We start from the raw sequence: 14,998 nt of genomic DNA, 5'->3' as shown, positions 1-14,998 counted from the left end.
CCTGTAGACAGTTTGACTACGCGTGTAAACACAAAACGATTCCCGCACCCGCATCTGGCAGATAGTATCGCGGCACGGGTTGCAACAAAGGCTCTGCACGGGTCGCCCGACTATCGATGAACGGCAACAAAGCTCAGGATTGACGACGCACCACGCTGATGTAGCCTGTCTTGCATGCTTCGGATTTTCCTCCCCGCCCTCGCCCTGATTGCCGCACCGCTTGGCGCGCAGGAGGCGGAAGTCGCCCCTCCCCAGCCTGGCGAACCCGAAACTGTCCGCGTCGTCCTCGAAACGACGGCAGGCGACATTACCGTGGAGCTGGAGACTGAGCGGGCACCGATCACGGCGGGCAATTTCCTGCGCTATGTCGATGAAGACCGCTTCGACGGCACGGTGTTCTATCGCGCGATGACGCTCGACTGGGGCGACCAGCCCAACGGCCTGATCCAGGGCGGCACGCAGTGGAACCCGGACCGGGTCCTGCCCGGCATCCCGCATGAACCGACGACGGTAACCGGCCTCAGCCACACCAAGGGTGCGCTCTCAATGGCGATGGGCGAACCGGGAACGGCCAATGGAGACTTCTCGATCTTCCTTCAGGATTCGACCGGCATGGATGCCGATCCCAAATCCGAAGACCCTGTCTGGCGAAACGGCTACGCGGTGTTCGGCTATGTCGTCGAAGGGATGGACGTCGTCGCCACAATCCATGCCATGCCCACCGATCCCGAAAAGGGAGAGGGCTGGATGAAAGGACAGATGCTGGCCGAGCCGGTGAAGATTATCGAGGCGCGCCGCCTCGCCTCTCCGATCGAGGACTAACAGACTTCGGCGGTATTTTCCGGAATGGGGCCCGGCGGCACCCGCGCCGGGCTGGCGTGGAAAGGGTCGGATTTGAGCCGGTGCCGCGTACCGTATGCCGCGCCCAATGCGGCGAACAGTTTCGGATCGTATGCCGCAAGATCGGGATGATCGAGGATGCGCCGCCCGTCCACGACGACCAAACGGTTCGAATTGAACCAGATTTGCGTGCCTTCGGCCCAGTATTCCTGGATGGTCGTAGTCGCGTATTCGTTCAGCCAGAGATCGTTGGCGAGCGCATGGGCATAGGCAGCCTCGATTTCGGCAAAGAGCGCGGGATCGACCGCTTCGATCGCAAACAGGACATTGTGCGCCATCTCGTGGACGAAAATGGTTTCGCCGAAATAGCGTGACGTCGGCAGGCCGAGGACGTCCTCTTCCGATCCAACCGTTCGCTCGCCGCCGATCCCTCTTGCGCGCTCGTCCCAATATTCGCGATCGGACTTGGCACCGATGCGCACGTCGTAATGCTTGAGTTCGCAGCGCGTCAGGCGCGGATCGTCCCGCGCAGGCTTCGTCCAATGCGCCTTGTCGGGCAGGTCGAGCAATGCTTCGTCTTCGGCAATGATCGCAACGCGATAGTCGTTTGCCGCCAGCCATGACGCGAAGTCAGGTCGGTGCGCCAGCATCCCGCGGGCCATGTCACGTGCGGCAAGAAGTGCCTCGTCGGACACCCGGGCCGATGACAGGATCGGAATGCCCGAGGCGTCGACGTGCTTTGCATAAAAGGGTTCGGCGCCAATCGACGAAGGCGGCGCGGTGGGCGTCACCGCACAGGCTGCGAGGGCGAGGATCAGCGCAGGCGACAAGCAACGCTTCACAGCAACCTCGCCCTCTGGTCTGGCGTGAGCAATGCACAGGCTTCGGTCTTGCCAAACCAGCGATAGCGATTGCGCGCAACGAGGCGGTATATTGCGTCGCGAAGGGGCCGCGGGACGATGCGAAAAACCCCGGCAAGCCGCCACACGCCGCCCAGGCGGCGCGCCAACTGGAAATATCCCTCGCTCATCTCGTATGCCTGCCCATCCGCCAGGAACAGGTAGCTGTCATCCATCCTGAGGCCGTAATGCCGGTAAAGCGCGCTTCCCAACTCGCCTTGCGCGCTGGTGAGCGCGATCCTTTCCTTCCGGTCATGCTGCATGATAAATCGCGCTCCGCCCGAACACAGGACGCAGACATTATCGAAGACGAACAGCGGACGGCTGTCGTCGAAGTCGGGGACCTGCGGATCGTCGCGATAGCTGTATGGCGGACGCGTCATTCGTCGATGCATTCGATATCGAGGCCCGCGAAAGCCGAGCGGTATTCATCCAGGGAAATCACGTCGAGACACGGCCGCGCTCCGGGTGCCAGTCGCTCTCCACGAGCAAGCTTGCGGGCAATCAGGATAGGCGGGATGACCGGGATGTTCGGCCCGTGGCCGCTGCGGGCGATGATCCAGTGTCGCCGGATGACCGGGGCGCCGCTGGCATCCACACCCTCGATCACCATGTGGAAACCGCTGCGCCCCCGACTGAGGACATTGAAGGGCTTCGACAGGCTGACCAACAGGTCGGCAAAGCGCGACAGGTTCGGGATCAAACGCACCCGCCGCAACGCGCCCATTATCCACAGCCCGAAATGCAGGGGTGCGATCTCGTGTCCGGCGAGGAAGCGATGGTCCTGCAATCCCGGGTATCGCGATCGGAAAAGTTCGAGGTCCGGAACATCGCCGGCAGCGAACCAGCGTCGCCCGAGTTCGGGATAATCGACGGGGATAGCGCCGCGCCACCCGATCTCTTCCTGCATCCGGCCACCCTGAGCGCGCGTGAACCGCTCTCCGACATAGGACAGCACCGCAGCCACTGTCCCCGCGCCGCGATTGGCCTGTTCCGCGCCGCTGATCCCGTATTCGACACGGCGCAGTTCCGTCATGTCGTCAAGCGCGGCATCGCAATAGGCAGCCGTCAGAGCCGGGACCGAGCTGGCGCCGGAGAGGACCGTGACGCCCTTTTTCCGCGCGGCTGAATCCAGTTCTCCGATGCCGCACACGAATGCGCGCGCATCCGCGATGTCGCAGTAGTGCGCTCCGAGCGCGATCGCCGCCTTCGCTACGCCGTACCCTTGGCCGTGATACGGGCCGACCATGTTGATGACGAGGTCCGGCGTAATGTCGCCAAGCATGACCGCGGGTGGGTCCTCGATATCGACACGCGCGCCTTTCGCCGGATTTGCAGCCTGCAAGCCAGCTGCGAACTTCTGTGCCTTGGCCAGGTTACGTCCGCAGATGACGAGTTCGATCGCGCTGTCCGCAGCCAGCTGGCGTGCGACATAACCACCGAAATTGCCGTAGCCTCCGATGATGGCGACACGAAACGGCATGACCTGCTTGCCGCGGGTTTAGTAGACCCGCTTTTTCGGCTCGATGTAGTCGACGTCGTCGGTCAGCGTGTACTCGTGGACCGGGCGATAATCGATCTTCACGCCGCCGCCATTGCCGCCCCAACCGTCGAACCAGGCGATGGTGTGCTTCATCCAGTTCTTGTCATCACGCTCGGGGAAGTCCTCGTGCGCATGGGCGCCGCGGCTTTCCTTGCGGTTTTCGGCCGAAGCGATGGTCACATTGGCCTGCGCCATGAGATTGTCGAGTTCGAGCGTTTCGATGAGGTCGCTGTTCCAGATCATCGAGCGGTCGTGGACCTTCACGTCCTCCATCCGCTTGTTGACGTCGCGGAGCAGCTCGACGCCTTCGGACAGTAGCTTGCTGTCGCGGAACACGGCCGCGTGCTTCTGCATGCTCTTCTGCATGTCCGAACGCAGGACCGCAGTCGGGATGCTGCCGTCGGCATGGCGGAAGTGATCCAGACGCGTCAGCGCGAGATCGGCGCTGTCCTTGGGAAGCTCGTCATGGCTGACGCCGGGCTTGACGATTTCCTTCAGGCGATGGCCGGTCGCGCGGCCGAAGACCACGAGATCGATCAGCGAGTTGGAACCGAGGCGGTTCGCGCCGTGCACCGACACGCAGGCCGCTTCGCCCACGGCGAACAGGCCGGGGACGATCTTTTCCGGATCGCTCGGATCGCCAGCCATCACTTCGCCGTGATAGTTACAGGGGATGCCGCCCATGTTGTAGTGAACGGTCGGCGTGACCGGCAGCGGCTGCTTGGTCAGGTCGACACCGGCAAAGATCTTGCCGCTTTCGGTGATGCCCGGCAGGCGCTCGCCCAGCACCTTTGGATCGATGTGATCGAGGTGCAGGTAGATGTGGTCGCCATCCGGCCCGACGCCGCGGCCTTCGCGCATTTCCAGCGCCATCGAACGCGACACGACGTCGCGCGATGCAAGGTCCTTCGCGGAAGGAGCATAGCGTTCCATGAACCGCTCGCCTTCGGAGTTGGTCAGGTAGCCGCCCTCGCCGCGCGCACCTTCGGTGATGAGCACGCCCGCGCCGTAAATGCCGGTCGGGTGGAACTGGACGAACTCCATGTCCTGCAGCGGGAGCCCTGCACGCAGCACCATGCCGCCACCGTCGCCGGTGCAGGTATGGGCCGAGGTCGCGGTGTAATAGCAGCGGCCATAGCCGCCCGTCGCCAGCACGACCGCGTGGCTGCGGAAACGGTGGATCGTACCATCGTCGAGGCACATGGCGATGACGCCGCGGCAAACCTTGCCGTTCGGGCCGTCTTCCATGATCAAATCGAGCGCGAAATATTCGATGAAGAAGTCCGCGTCGTACTTCAGGCTCTGCTGGTAGAGCGCGTGCAACATGGCGTGACCGGTACGGTCGGCCGCGGCACAGGTGCGCTGCACGGGCGGGCCTTCGCCCATGTTCTGCATGTGGCCGCCAAAGGGGCGCTGGTAGATCGTGCCGTCGTCATTGCGGCTGAAGGGCACACCGGCGTGCTCCAGCTCGTAGACCGCCTGCGGCGCTTCGCGGACCATGTATTCGATCGCGTCCTGGTCGCCGAGCCAGTCGGAGCCCTTGACCGTATCATACATGTGCCACGACCAGTGGTCAGGCGTGTTGTTGCCGAGGCTGGCTGCGATGCCGCCCTGTGCGGCAACGGTGTGCGAGCGGGTCGGGAAGACCTTCGTGATGCAGGCCGTGCGCAGGCCGCTTTCCGCGCTACCCATAGTGGCGCGCAGGCCCGAGCCACCGGCGCCGACGACGACGGTATCATAGGTGTGGTCGATGATCGGGTAGCTGCGACCGCCGATTTCGAAAGTTTCGGTGCGGGCCATCAGGCGGCTCCTCCGAGGGCAAGGCGCGCGATCGATACGAGACCGAAGGCTGCGCCGCCGATTGTTGCAAGGTTGAGAAGGGTGAGCACGCCGAACTTGGTACCGGCGTCGTGAACATAATCCTCGATCAGGACCTGGAGGCCGAGGCGCGCGTGCCAGAACACGCTGACGATCAGCAGCGCCAGTGCGGTGGCGGGCAGCGTCTGCGATGCCCAGCCGGTCATGGAGGCGTAATCGTAGGACGGCAGCATCGCCAGGCTGACCACGAGGAACAGCATGAGCACGAGGTTGCCGATGGCGGTGAAGCGCTGCACCAGCCAGTGATGCGCGCCTTCATGCGACGGGCCGAGCCCGCGCACGCGTCCGATGGAAGTTCCGTTACCCATTGCGCGGCCTCACTTAAGCAGGATCACGGCCCAGAAAAGGGCGGTGAGAATAATTGCGATGACGGGCGACAGGATCGACCACGTCTTGTTGGTGTCGAGTTCGTAACCGGCACCGATATCGAGCACGAAGTGGCGCAGACCGCTCATCATGTGGGTGAAGAATGCCCAGGTCAGTCCGACCAGCACGATCATGCCGATGGGCGAGCCCATGATGCCTGCGAAGGTTGCATAGGCAGCCTCACCAGCGGCCATCGAGCCGAGCCACCACAGCAGCACGCCGAGACCGACCAGCGCCAGTCCGTCACCGGTGATGCGGTGCAGGATGGATACCGCCATGTGCGGTCCCCATTTCCAGATCTGCAGGTGTGGTGAAAGCGGGCGGTTGGCCATGCATCTATTCCATATCGCTGAATTCGTGCCGCCTCCTTAGCGAACTGCCGGTGCAAGGCAAGGCGTGCGGCCTCGACAAAAGGCGCAAATTTTCGAATAGCGTGATGCATGACATGCATCCTTCTCACCGGCTCCTCCCGCGGGATCGGCGCCGCTTCCCGTACGGCACTCGAAGCGCGCGGCGCGAAAGTGATCGGTCAATCGACTTCCGGCGAAGGCTTCGGCACCCTTGCTGCGGACTTTCGCGACCCCGACGCACCGGAGGCCTTGTGGCAGGCCGCTCTCACGCAGGCAGGCGGCGAGATCGACGTTCTGGTCAACAATGCGGGCCTATTCGATCCCAATCCGATCGAAAAACCCGACGGTGACTGGTTGGATGCATGGGAAGAAACCATGCGCATCAACCTGACCGCTTCTGCCCAGTTGAGCAGGCTGGCGGTCCGCCACTGGCAGGAACGCGGCGCGACCGGACGCATCGTCCATGTCGCCAGCCGCGCAGGTCACCGCGGCGATTCGCCCGCACACTGGCACTATGCGGCGAGCAAGGGCGGGATGCTGGCGATGCACAAGACCATTGCGCGCCAATATGCCGCAGAAGGTATCCTGAGTTTCGCGATCACGCCCGGCTTTACCGACACCGCCATGGCGGGCGATTACCTGGACAGCCGGGGCGGTTCAGGCCTGTTGGCCGACATTCCGCTTGGCCGCGTTGCGGAACCGGAGGAGATCGCGCGGATCGTCGAATTCCTCTCGCTGGATGCCCCGCCATCGCTTACCGGTGCAACGCTCGACGCCAATGGAGCAAGCTATGTACGTTAAAGCGCTGGTCGCGGCCCTGCCCTTGCTCCTCGCTGCGTGTGCGGCGCTTCCTGCACCGCAAGTTGAGGATGCAGACACGCCCCCCTCGCCCGCTCCAACGGCAAAGCTGGTGAACGCCCACGAAATGCAGATGGCGTTTCTCGACGCGTGCGAGCCGTGGGACGAGTGGGACAAGCCCGCTCCGCCGTTCCAACTGATGGGCAACAGCTGGTATGTCGGCACCTGCGGCATCTCGGCGGTCCTGATTACCGGCGATGAAGGACATATCCTGATCGACAGCGGCGTGCCCGAAGCCGCCCCGCTGGTCCTCGCGAACATCGCCTCGCTCGGCTTCGATGCAAAGGATGTCCGCTATCTCCTGATGAGCCACGAGCATTTCGACCATGTTGGCGCGCATGCCGCAATCAAGGAAGCGACAGGCGCACAAGTGGTGGCTTCGGCAAGAGCCAAGCCCGTGCTCGAAACCGGGAAAGTCGCCGCGGACGATCCGCAGGCTGCATCCGGCCATCCCGACATGACCCCGGTAAAGGTCGACCGGGTGATCGGTGACGGAGAAATACTCGATCTCGGCAACCTGCGCGTTACGGCCCATGAAACGCCCGGCCATTCGCCCGGGGCCCTCAGTTGGACATGGTGGTCGTGTTCGCTCCCCGGCGAGCCGCCCGTGTGCAACCGCTTCGCCTATATCGACAGCCTGTCCGCGGTTTCCGCAGACGATTACCGCTTCACCGATCACCCGGAAATGGTCCGCGCATTCCGGACCAGCATCGACAAGGCACGCATGCTCCAATGTGAGTTTCTGGTGACGCCGCACCCTTCGGCCGGGTCCATGCTCGACCTGATGAGCGGAGAATACGGGCTCTACCTGCACAAGGGATGCGGCTTTTATGCAGAGCGGCTGAGCAAGCGCCTCGATGAACGTCTGGCGAAGGAAGCAGCCGAGTGAGCGCCTGGAAACTCTCGGCCGAAGCTTCGAAACCGGTAGTGCAGGCCGCCCTGCTCCAGCATGACGAGGCCTGGGACTTTCCCGAAGAGCTGGTCGTGTCCGGTCGCGAAATCGCGGAAGACAAGCCGGACGACTGGATTTTGGAGGTCTGGCTCGAACGCAAGCCGACTGCGGCGGACAAGAAAGCCGTAGCTGGCCTGTTCCAAGGCAAAGCACCGAAACTCGACGCGGAAAAATTGCCCGATCAGGACTGGGTAACTTTGAGCCAGCAAGGCGTCGATCCGATCCGCGCTGGCCGTTTTCACGTGCGCACACCGGAACATGATCCCGACCCGTCCATGGTCGATTTCATCATCCCCGCCAGCCAGGCGTTCGGCACCGGCCAGCACGAAACGACCGCCGCCTGCCTTGCCATGCTCGACCTGATGAAGCGCGAGGGCGTAACCGTTCGCAACCACGCCGACATCGGCACCGGCACCGGACTGCTCGCTTTCGCGGCGATGCATCTGTGGCCTCATGCGCTGGCAACGGCTTCAGACATCGATGCCGTCTGTGCCGGCGTGGTGGAGGACAATGCAGCCCTCAACAATGTCGCGATGGGTAACAGGTCCGGCCAGCTGACGATGATTATTGCGCCCGGCATGGATCACGCTTTGCTTCAGGCACGCGCGCCCTACGACCTGTTGATCGCCAATATCCTTGCCGGCCCGCTGGTCGAGCTCGCCCCCGACTTTGCATCTGCGATTACGCCAGGTGGAAGCCTCCTCCTGGCTGGGCTGCTGCAAACCCAGGAAGCCGAGGTCCGCCGGGCTTACCAGGCAAAGGGCCTGCGGCTGGCGCGGCGCGTCACAAACGGCGACTGGTCGATACTCTGGCTCCGCAAGAGCCGCATCCGGTGACTGCGCGCCGCGCCTTCAAGCTGACGGCGGCATTGCTCGCCCTGCCCCTGCTTGTCGTCGCGCTTTTCCTCGCCTCGGCGTGGATCGGCAGTTCTGTTCCCCGCAATTCGGACTGGACCGAAGCCGATGACGGGATTGTCATCATGGTCGAGACCAATGGCATCCACACCGGAATTGTCATGCCCGTCGTCACCGATGTGAAGGACTGGCGGCAGACTTTCCCTTCGGCGGGGATGACCCGGTCGGACGGCCGCATGCCGACCCACGTCGCGATCGGGTGGGGCGAGAAGGAGGTTTTCCTCAACACCCCGACCTGGGGCGATCTGAAGGCCAGCACTGCGCTGCGCATTGTCTTCCAGGGCGGCGACGGTCTGATGCGGGTCGGTCATTACGCCTGGCCGCAGCCTTCCGAATATCATCGCCCGCTTGTGCTGAGGCCCGAAGAATACCGCGTATTGGTAGCCGAAGTCGAAGCGGCCCTACCCCATGTGCCGCATGGCGAGGAACGGTTCAGCCACGACAGTTTCGAACACGGCGCGCGCAATTACGATGCGCTTGGTCGCTATACCCTGGCCAATACCTGCAACCAGTGGGTCGGCGACACGCTGGCGAAGGCCGGGGTGAAGATGGGTCACTGGACGCCGCTGGCCGGAGGGGTGATGAAATGGATCCCCCCGCCCACCGAGAACTAGGTAGTCTCGCTCGCCATCCTGGCTTCGTGATACTCGACTACCGCGCGTGTCACCGATTGCATCATCTCGAAGCGCGCCGCGTAGGAAGTGCGCGTCCGCGCAATCATCACGGCCAGCGCATATTGCGTGCCATCGGGTGCAGTCAGCACGCCCACGTCGTTGTAGCCGGACTGGTCGCCATCGAAGACTTGGCCGGTGCCGGTCTTGTGCGCAATCGACCAGCCTGAGGGCACGCCGCCCTTCAATCGCTTCGGGCCACTCTTGGTGTTTTCCAGTGTCGACAGGATGAATTCGGTGGATCGCGGCGACAGCAATTCGCCCCGCGCCAGGCGCGCCAATGCCTGCGCCATGCCGGAAGCGCTTGCCCCGTCTATGGGGTCGTCGAGATAATCCTCGAAGGCCTCGCGCCTCCTGTCGTCCGGCACGCGGTCGCGCGCCTCGTAGAAATTGCGCCCGATGGAATAGCTCGGCCGCCAATCTAGGCCCGCAATCGCGCTCTGCTTGCTGCGCTCGTCGGTGCCGAATTGGACGCCCTCGATTCCCTTGCGGCGCATGAAAGCCTCGACCGCTTGCGTGCCGCCGACGCGGCGCAGAAGCCGGTCGTTGGCGGTGTTGTCGCTCTGCGTGAGGGCCCGCTCCATCAGGTCGCGATAATCGGTGCGGAACACGCCGCGCGTGCGCACGATGTCGCGGATCGGCTGGTAGAAAACGGTCAGGTCCTCGCGCCGGATCGCGACCGGTTCGGACAAGTCCAGAGCGCCTTCGTCGACGAGGTCGAGCGCGGTCAGCGAGACCCACAGTTTGCTGACGCTTTGCTGGGGAAACGGCCTGTCGCCATTGTACGCCATGGTCGCGCCGCTCGCGACCTCGACGGCGGCGATGCCGACCTCTCCCGCAAAGCCCTCGCCGATTTGCTGTAGCCTCGCCTCGAGCATTTCCTGCCGGGCGTCCAGTTCCGGCTCTTCCTCGACCACTTCTTCGGGCGTGATGCGTCGCTCGAATTCCGCAGCGCTTTCTGCCGGGCCCTGCACGCAGGTGCCGAGCAGGAAGAACGCGGAGACGATCAGGAGCGTGAGGGTTACAAGCGGTCGGGTCACGGTAATGCCAACAAAGGCGCGCGCATAAGTTTCCGGAAAGTCGGGATTATTCGGCGGCAGCGACGATGGCGGCCCACCCGGCCTCGTCGATCACCTCGATGCCGAGATCGGCGGCCTTCTTGAGCTTGCTTCCCGCGCCCGGCCCCGCCACGAGCAGGTCGGTCTTGGCGCTGACAGAGCCGCTGGCTTTGGCGCCCAGTCGTTCCGCCTGCGCCTTGGCCTCGTCGCGGCTCATCGTTTCGAGCTTTCCTGTGAAGACCACTGTCTTTCCCGCAACCGGACTGTCGCGTGTCTCGATCTCGTATCGCGGCGGCGAAACTTCGCCCAGGATATCAACCCACACCGAACGGTTGTGCTCTTCATGGAAGAAGTCGCCCAGCGCCTCGACGACCGCGCTGCCGATCCCGTCAATCGAGGTCAGGGAATTGGCGGCCTCTTCATCACCTGCCCTCGCCTTCTCAGCCGCATCACGAAGCGCAGGCAGTTCGTGGAAGTTCTTCAACAGGTCCCGCGCAGTGACCGCGCCGACATGCCGGATACCCAGCCCGAAGAGCAGCCGCGCCGCATCGGGTTCGCGCCTTGCCTCGATGCTGGCGAGGAGGTTGTCGACCGATTTCTCTTTCCAGCCTTCCAGCGCGAGGATGTCCTCGCGACGGTCCTTGAGCCGGAAGATATCCGCCGGGCTTTCCAGCCAGCCGAGCGCGAAGAACTGGTCGATGGTCTTTTCGCCCAGCCCGTCGATGTCGAGCGCACCGCGGCTGACGAAATGCTTGAGCCTTTCCGTACGCTGAGCGGGGCAGATCAGCCCGCCAGTGCAACGCACGTCGACCTCGCCTTCCTCGGCGACGGCTTCGCTGCCGCATTCAGGACAGTGGTCCGGGAAAACGAAAGGTTCGCGCTCGGCATCGCGCGTCAGGTTCTCGACCACTTGCGGGATGACGTCGCCTGCGCGCTGGACGACGATGCGGTCGCCGGGACGCACGCCGAGCCGCTCGATCTCGTCGCGGTTGTGCAGCGTGACGTTGGTCACGGTAACGCCGCCCACGAGCACTGGCGCAAGTCTGCCGACGGGCGTCAGCTTGCCCGTACGCCCGACCTGGATATCGATCGCCTCCAGCGTCGTTTCCGCCCGCTCCGCCGGGAATTTGTGCGCCTGTGCCCAGCGCGGAGCCTTGGCTACGAAGCCGAGCCGCTGCTGGTAGTCGAGCCGGTCGACCTTGTAGACCACGCCGTCGATTTCATACGGCAGGTCGGGCCGCGCCTTGCCGATGGCGGCATAGTGGGCCAGCAGGCCGTCGAGGCTTTCGACGCGGGTGAACAATGGCGAGATGGGAAAGCCCCACTCGCGCAGGGCTTCGACCACCTCGGACTGCGTATCGCCCGGCACCTGCGATGCTGCACCCCAGCCATGTGCCCAGAAGCGCAAGGGACGCTGCGCGGTGACGTTTGCGTCCTTCTGCCGCAGCGATCCCGCCGCAGCATTTCGCGGGTTGGCAAAGAGCTTTCCGCCCACCTCTTGCTGCGCAGCATTGAGCGCAGCAAAAGCCTGTTTTTCCATGTAGACTTCGCCGCGCACCTCGAAAACTTCGGGAGCATTGCTGCGCAGCATTTTCGGTATGTCGGGGATATGCTGCACATTGGCGGTCACGTCTTCACCGACCTGCCCGTCACCGCGCGTAGCTGCCACCGTAAGGGCACCGTTCTCGTAGCGGAGCGAACAGGACAAGCCATCGATCTTGTCCTCGGCAGTGAAGGCGAGCGGCGCATCGTCGTCGAGCGAAAGGAAGCGGCGCACGCGCGCCACCCACTCGCCGATCTCTTCGTCGGAAAAGCCGTTGTCGAGGCTCATCATGCGAACCTCGTGCGTCACCTTCGACAGCGGCGATGCGGCGATGGCATGGCCGACCTTGCGCGAAGGGGAATCCTCGCGGACCAAATGCGGGAATGCTTCTTCCAGCGCGGCATTGCGGCGCACCAGCGCATCATATTCCGGATCGGTGATCTCGGGAGAATCCTCGGCATGATACAGCCGGTCGTGATGTGCGATCTGTTTCGCGAGGCGCATGAGCTCGTTGGCAGCGTCTGCCTCGTTCATGTCCACAGGTGCGGTTTGCTCGATTCCCATATCCTGCGCTATGCCCCAGCACAGGCACGGGGAAAAGTGCCGCAAGGTCGCATCACCGATTTGGGGGAAATGGGATGACCGACCGCCTTCTCAAAGCAGGAATTACCGCCAGCGTCGCCTTGATGGCGCTGCTCTATGTCGCTCACAATATCGCCAACCTTCCGCAGGCTTACGATTTCTTCGTCTACACAACGAGCCATGCGGACCAGGAAGCCTATCCCGTGACATTGCTGCCGGTCCCGCCGTCGTTTCTCATCGTGGTGGGCATCGTCCTGGTTTTTTCCTTGGAGCTGATCGCGGGCCTTGGCGGCCTTTACGGTGCCTGGAAGCTCTTCACGCTCCGCAAGGCTTCGGGCGCAGAATTCCAGGCAGGCAAGACATGGGCGAAGATCGCCATGGGTGCAGCAGTGCTGAACTGGTGGGGACTGTTCCAGGGCGTGGCCGTGGCGGGATACCAGCTTTGGCAAATGCCGCTCGGGCAAGGGCCCTTCGACGGATCATGGGTCTATGGGGGGATGGCCATGATGACGCTGATCTATGTCAGCATGCCGGAAGAGCAACCTGCGCAGGCGGGCTAACCGATAGTCAGGATTACGAGATCCACGATATTCCAGAGGTGGTGAGCGACCATCCACCGGGTACCGGCTTCATGACGTAGCCCTGCCCTTCGCCGCCCACGTTGCCGAAAATGCGCGCCCCTTCGGCAACACAGCGGCTGCGCCCGTCGCAATCGAGCCGCGCCTCAACGAAAACCGCGGGACTGTCATCGGCACGCAGCCTCACACCCCCGTCCTGCCAGCGGCACGCACCGGCGCGATAGACGTGCTCGAATCTGATCGAGAGGCGCGAGAACAGGGCGTCGTCCACCTCGCGCAGGCAGACCGGCCGATCGTGAAAGTCCTCACCTCTACGTAACCCTGCGATCATGTGGGCGAACAGCGCCTCTCGCGGATCGTCGATACCGAGAATTTCGATCGCATCGCTCCCGCTGTCAGCTGGATGATCTCTCACGCTATCGAGGAAGTCTGGTGCAGGTGGCGGCGGCGGAGGCGGTGGCGGACGGAAGTCTTCGTCTTGCGCATAAACGCGCTCTACCAATTCGACGCTATGGAGTTGCACGGCAGGCCCCGTCGCGCAGCTTTCCGGCACTTGCTGGCTGGCAAAGTCGGAAATGGGCTGCGCAGGTGGCAAGGAGCCACCGCCGCCGCGGATCCTGTCGCCCACCGCTATGCGCAAGCCATCCGGCAATTCGACGGCCACGCCACGTTCCGTGTCGCGGACGATTTGCGTGCCTTCGGGCCAGAGGATCACAGCCTCTTCCGGAGCTCCGGACAGGTAGAAACACGGGCCGCGCTTGACCACTGTACCGGCCTGGATCGCCTCCAGCGCACCGATGTGGGTGTAGGTTAGCAGCGCCGGCATCGCCTCGCTTGGCTGATCCGCCGGGAATTTCCCTTCGGGCACTTCAGGTGTCCGCCCGTCTCTTTCCCCGAAACAGGCCGTCAGCGCGACAGGGAAAAGAGCAGCGCAGATGAGAGACAGCGCCGGATCGTGCCGCCCTTGCCGATGTGCGCCATTTTCCATTTCGCTCAGGATATCACCCCAGTGCCGGTGCGTTCGACGGTCCATCTGCCGTCGACGCGACGGATGCGGTATTCCCATGCCTGCGCGCCAAGATTTGCCGTGATCCACCCGCCCCATGCCGTGCATTCGTCCTTCGTCGGGCAGACCGTCCGGCGCACCGAATAGATGACCGCCCGTTCGCCTGTGATGGCATCCACGACCAGCGCATCGTCCTTCCACACACAACGGTCGAACGGGGCAAGCTCGGGATAGTACTGGATCAGCGCGACCTCGACCTCGTCCGGCAATGCCTGCGAGGCCTGGTTTCCCGGCACGATGGTCGCACAGGTGGTGGCAAAGCGGTCGGGATTGGCGAATTGCTCGTCCAGCAGGGTTTTCAGCACTGCCATCTGCGGGGTGTCCGGTAGTTCTACACGGGGTTCGGGTATCGATTGGGGAGCGGGGTCGCCGGCGGTAAGGACAATGTCGAGTTCCTCACGCTTTATACGCCATTCGCCATCCGCGAAGGTCATCCGGAAGTAGCTCCAGCCGTGCTGGCCGTTCGCATAATAGCCTGCCCACGCCAGACAGACCGTCGGCGTGTCGCACACCAGCTCGTGCACGTCGAAGATCGCGGCTGGCTGTCCGGTGTCACTTGCCACGATATCCAAGCCGTCCCGCTCGCAGCGAGATAGAGGCGAAAGGCCCGGAAAGCGCGCGATCAGCTTGAGTTCGACTTCCGGATCCAGCGGACGGGCGCGCGCTGCCTCGCTATATAGGTCGATCCTTTCAGCTGCCGCGCATACGACGGGATAGCGGCGCTTCGATTGCGCGAAATAATTCGCCAACCGGTATTCCAGCAGCGCGAGGCGAGGCGTCTGGATATTATCGTAATAGCCGGTCGCGAACGCGCCTTTCTGCGGTTCGTAGCGAGGCAAATAGGTCGTACAGCCCGCAAGGGCGGTAAGCGCCAACGTCGCACAAAGGGTTCTGATCCAA

General features: G+C 63.4%; 16 protein-coding genes. 6 read left to right on the top strand and 10 right to left on the bottom strand.

Features of this window, described 5'->3' with window-relative positions; translation table 11 throughout:
* The first annotated feature begins 174 nt into the window (after positions 1–174).
* Complete coding sequence (locus LCM24_RS12105; RefSeq protein ID WP_224804657.1) at positions 175–822, top strand: peptidylprolyl isomerase; 648 nt, start codon at positions 175–177, stop codon at positions 820–822.
* Here LCM24_RS12105 and LCM24_RS12100 read toward each other — a convergent pair.
* From LCM24_RS12100 to sdhC, 6 genes are read right to left on the bottom strand one after another with little or no spacing between them, the layout of a single operon-like run.
* Positions 819–1,682: a glycoside hydrolase gene (locus tag LCM24_RS12100; RefSeq protein WP_224804655.1), complete on the bottom strand. Its 864-nt coding sequence runs from the start codon at positions 1,680–1,682 to the stop codon at positions 819–821. The two genes, LCM24_RS12105 and LCM24_RS12100, sit on opposite strands and share 4 nt — an antisense overlap.
* Positions 1,679–2,122 carry a thiol-disulfide oxidoreductase DCC family protein gene (locus LCM24_RS12095; RefSeq protein WP_224804653.1) on the bottom strand — a complete coding sequence of 148 codons (444 nt, stop codon included), beginning with the start codon at positions 2,120–2,122 and terminating at the stop codon, positions 1,679–1,681. Before LCM24_RS12095 ends, LCM24_RS12100 begins: the two co-directional genes overlap by 4 nt.
* Positions 2,119–3,222, bottom strand: a complete 1,104-nt coding sequence (locus LCM24_RS12090; RefSeq protein WP_224804651.1) for a saccharopine dehydrogenase family protein — start codon at positions 3,220–3,222, stop codon at positions 2,119–2,121. Before LCM24_RS12090 ends, LCM24_RS12095 begins: the two co-directional genes overlap by 4 nt.
* 18 nt (positions 3,223–3,240) lie before the next feature.
* On the bottom strand, positions 3,241–5,082 hold the full coding sequence (sdhA, locus tag LCM24_RS12085; protein WP_090479562.1) for a succinate dehydrogenase flavoprotein subunit: 1,842 nt from the start codon (positions 5,080–5,082) through the stop codon (positions 3,241–3,243).
* Positions 5,082–5,468 carry a succinate dehydrogenase, hydrophobic membrane anchor protein gene (gene sdhD, locus LCM24_RS12080; RefSeq protein WP_090479565.1) on the bottom strand — a complete coding sequence of 129 codons (387 nt, stop codon included), beginning with the start codon at positions 5,466–5,468 and terminating at the stop codon, positions 5,082–5,084. The genes sdhA and sdhD overlap by 1 nt, the downstream gene beginning before the upstream one ends.
* Before the next feature lie 9 nt (positions 5,469–5,477).
* Positions 5,478–5,858, bottom strand: coding sequence for a succinate dehydrogenase, cytochrome b556 subunit (gene sdhC, locus LCM24_RS12075; protein ID WP_224804649.1), 381 nt, complete (start codon positions 5,856–5,858; stop codon positions 5,478–5,480).
* A 108-nt stretch (positions 5,859–5,966) separates the two neighbouring features.
* Here sdhC and LCM24_RS12070 point away from each other — a divergent pair, with 108 nt between their 5' ends.
* The 4 genes from LCM24_RS12070 to LCM24_RS12055 are packed head-to-tail and all read left to right on the top strand — an operon-like array spanning position 5,967 to position 9,214.
* Positions 5,967–6,677 carry an SDR family NAD(P)-dependent oxidoreductase gene (locus tag LCM24_RS12070; RefSeq protein WP_224804648.1) on the top strand — a complete coding sequence of 237 codons (711 nt, stop codon included), beginning with the start codon at positions 5,967–5,969 and terminating at the stop codon, positions 6,675–6,677.
* Positions 6,667–7,623 (top strand): EAM family subclass B3 metallo-beta-lactamase, encoded by a 957-nt coding sequence (gene blaEAM / locus LCM24_RS12065; protein WP_224804646.1) that lies wholly within the window; start codon positions 6,667–6,669, stop codon positions 7,621–7,623. The genes LCM24_RS12070 and blaEAM overlap by 11 nt, the downstream gene beginning before the upstream one ends.
* The gene (locus LCM24_RS12060) at positions 7,620–8,522 is read left to right on the top strand and encodes a 50S ribosomal protein L11 methyltransferase (RefSeq protein WP_224804644.1); all 903 of its coding nucleotides are present in this window, start codon (positions 7,620–7,622) and stop codon (positions 8,520–8,522) included. Before blaEAM ends, LCM24_RS12060 begins: the two co-directional genes overlap by 4 nt.
* Complete coding sequence (locus LCM24_RS12055) at positions 8,519–9,214, top strand: DUF2459 domain-containing protein (protein ID WP_224804642.1); 696 nt, start codon at positions 8,519–8,521, stop codon at positions 9,212–9,214. The genes LCM24_RS12060 and LCM24_RS12055 overlap by 4 nt, the downstream gene beginning before the upstream one ends.
* Here LCM24_RS12055 and bla read toward each other — a convergent pair.
* Together bla and ligA are read right to left on the bottom strand one after the other, a co-directional pair.
* Positions 9,211–10,311, bottom strand: coding sequence for a class A beta-lactamase (bla, locus tag LCM24_RS12050; protein WP_224804640.1), 1,101 nt, complete (start codon positions 10,309–10,311; stop codon positions 9,211–9,213). The two genes, LCM24_RS12055 and bla, sit on opposite strands and share 4 nt — an antisense overlap.
* A gap of 46 nt (positions 10,312–10,357) precedes the next feature.
* Positions 10,358–12,436 (bottom strand): NAD-dependent DNA ligase LigA, encoded by a 2,079-nt coding sequence (gene ligA / locus LCM24_RS12045; RefSeq protein ID WP_224804638.1) that lies wholly within the window; start codon positions 12,434–12,436, stop codon positions 10,358–10,360.
* A 74-nt stretch (positions 12,437–12,510) separates the two neighbouring features.
* Between ligA and LCM24_RS12040 the strand changes: the two genes are divergently transcribed.
* Positions 12,511–13,014, top strand: a complete 504-nt coding sequence (locus tag LCM24_RS12040) for a DUF2165 family protein (RefSeq protein WP_224804636.1) — start codon at positions 12,511–12,513, stop codon at positions 13,012–13,014.
* Between the two features lie 13 nt (positions 13,015–13,027).
* On the opposite strand, the gene LCM24_RS12035 is transcribed toward LCM24_RS12040, so the two are convergent.
* On the bottom strand, positions 13,028–13,858 hold the full coding sequence (locus LCM24_RS12035; protein ID WP_224804634.1) for a hypothetical protein: 831 nt from the start codon (positions 13,856–13,858) through the stop codon (positions 13,028–13,030).
* A gap of 167 nt (positions 13,859–14,025) precedes the next feature.
* On the bottom strand, positions 14,026–14,973 hold the full coding sequence (locus LCM24_RS12030) for a hypothetical protein (RefSeq protein WP_224804632.1): 948 nt from the start codon (positions 14,971–14,973) through the stop codon (positions 14,026–14,028).
* Between the last annotated feature and the right edge of the window lie 25 nt (positions 14,974–14,998).

This window comes from Qipengyuania aquimaris, assembly GCF_020171965.1.
GTDB classification, from domain to species: Bacteria; Pseudomonadota; Alphaproteobacteria; order Sphingomonadales; family Sphingomonadaceae; genus Qipengyuania; species Qipengyuania aquimaris_A.
Note: the sequence above shows the minus strand (reverse complement) of the source record. Positions and strands in the feature narration are given on the sequence as shown.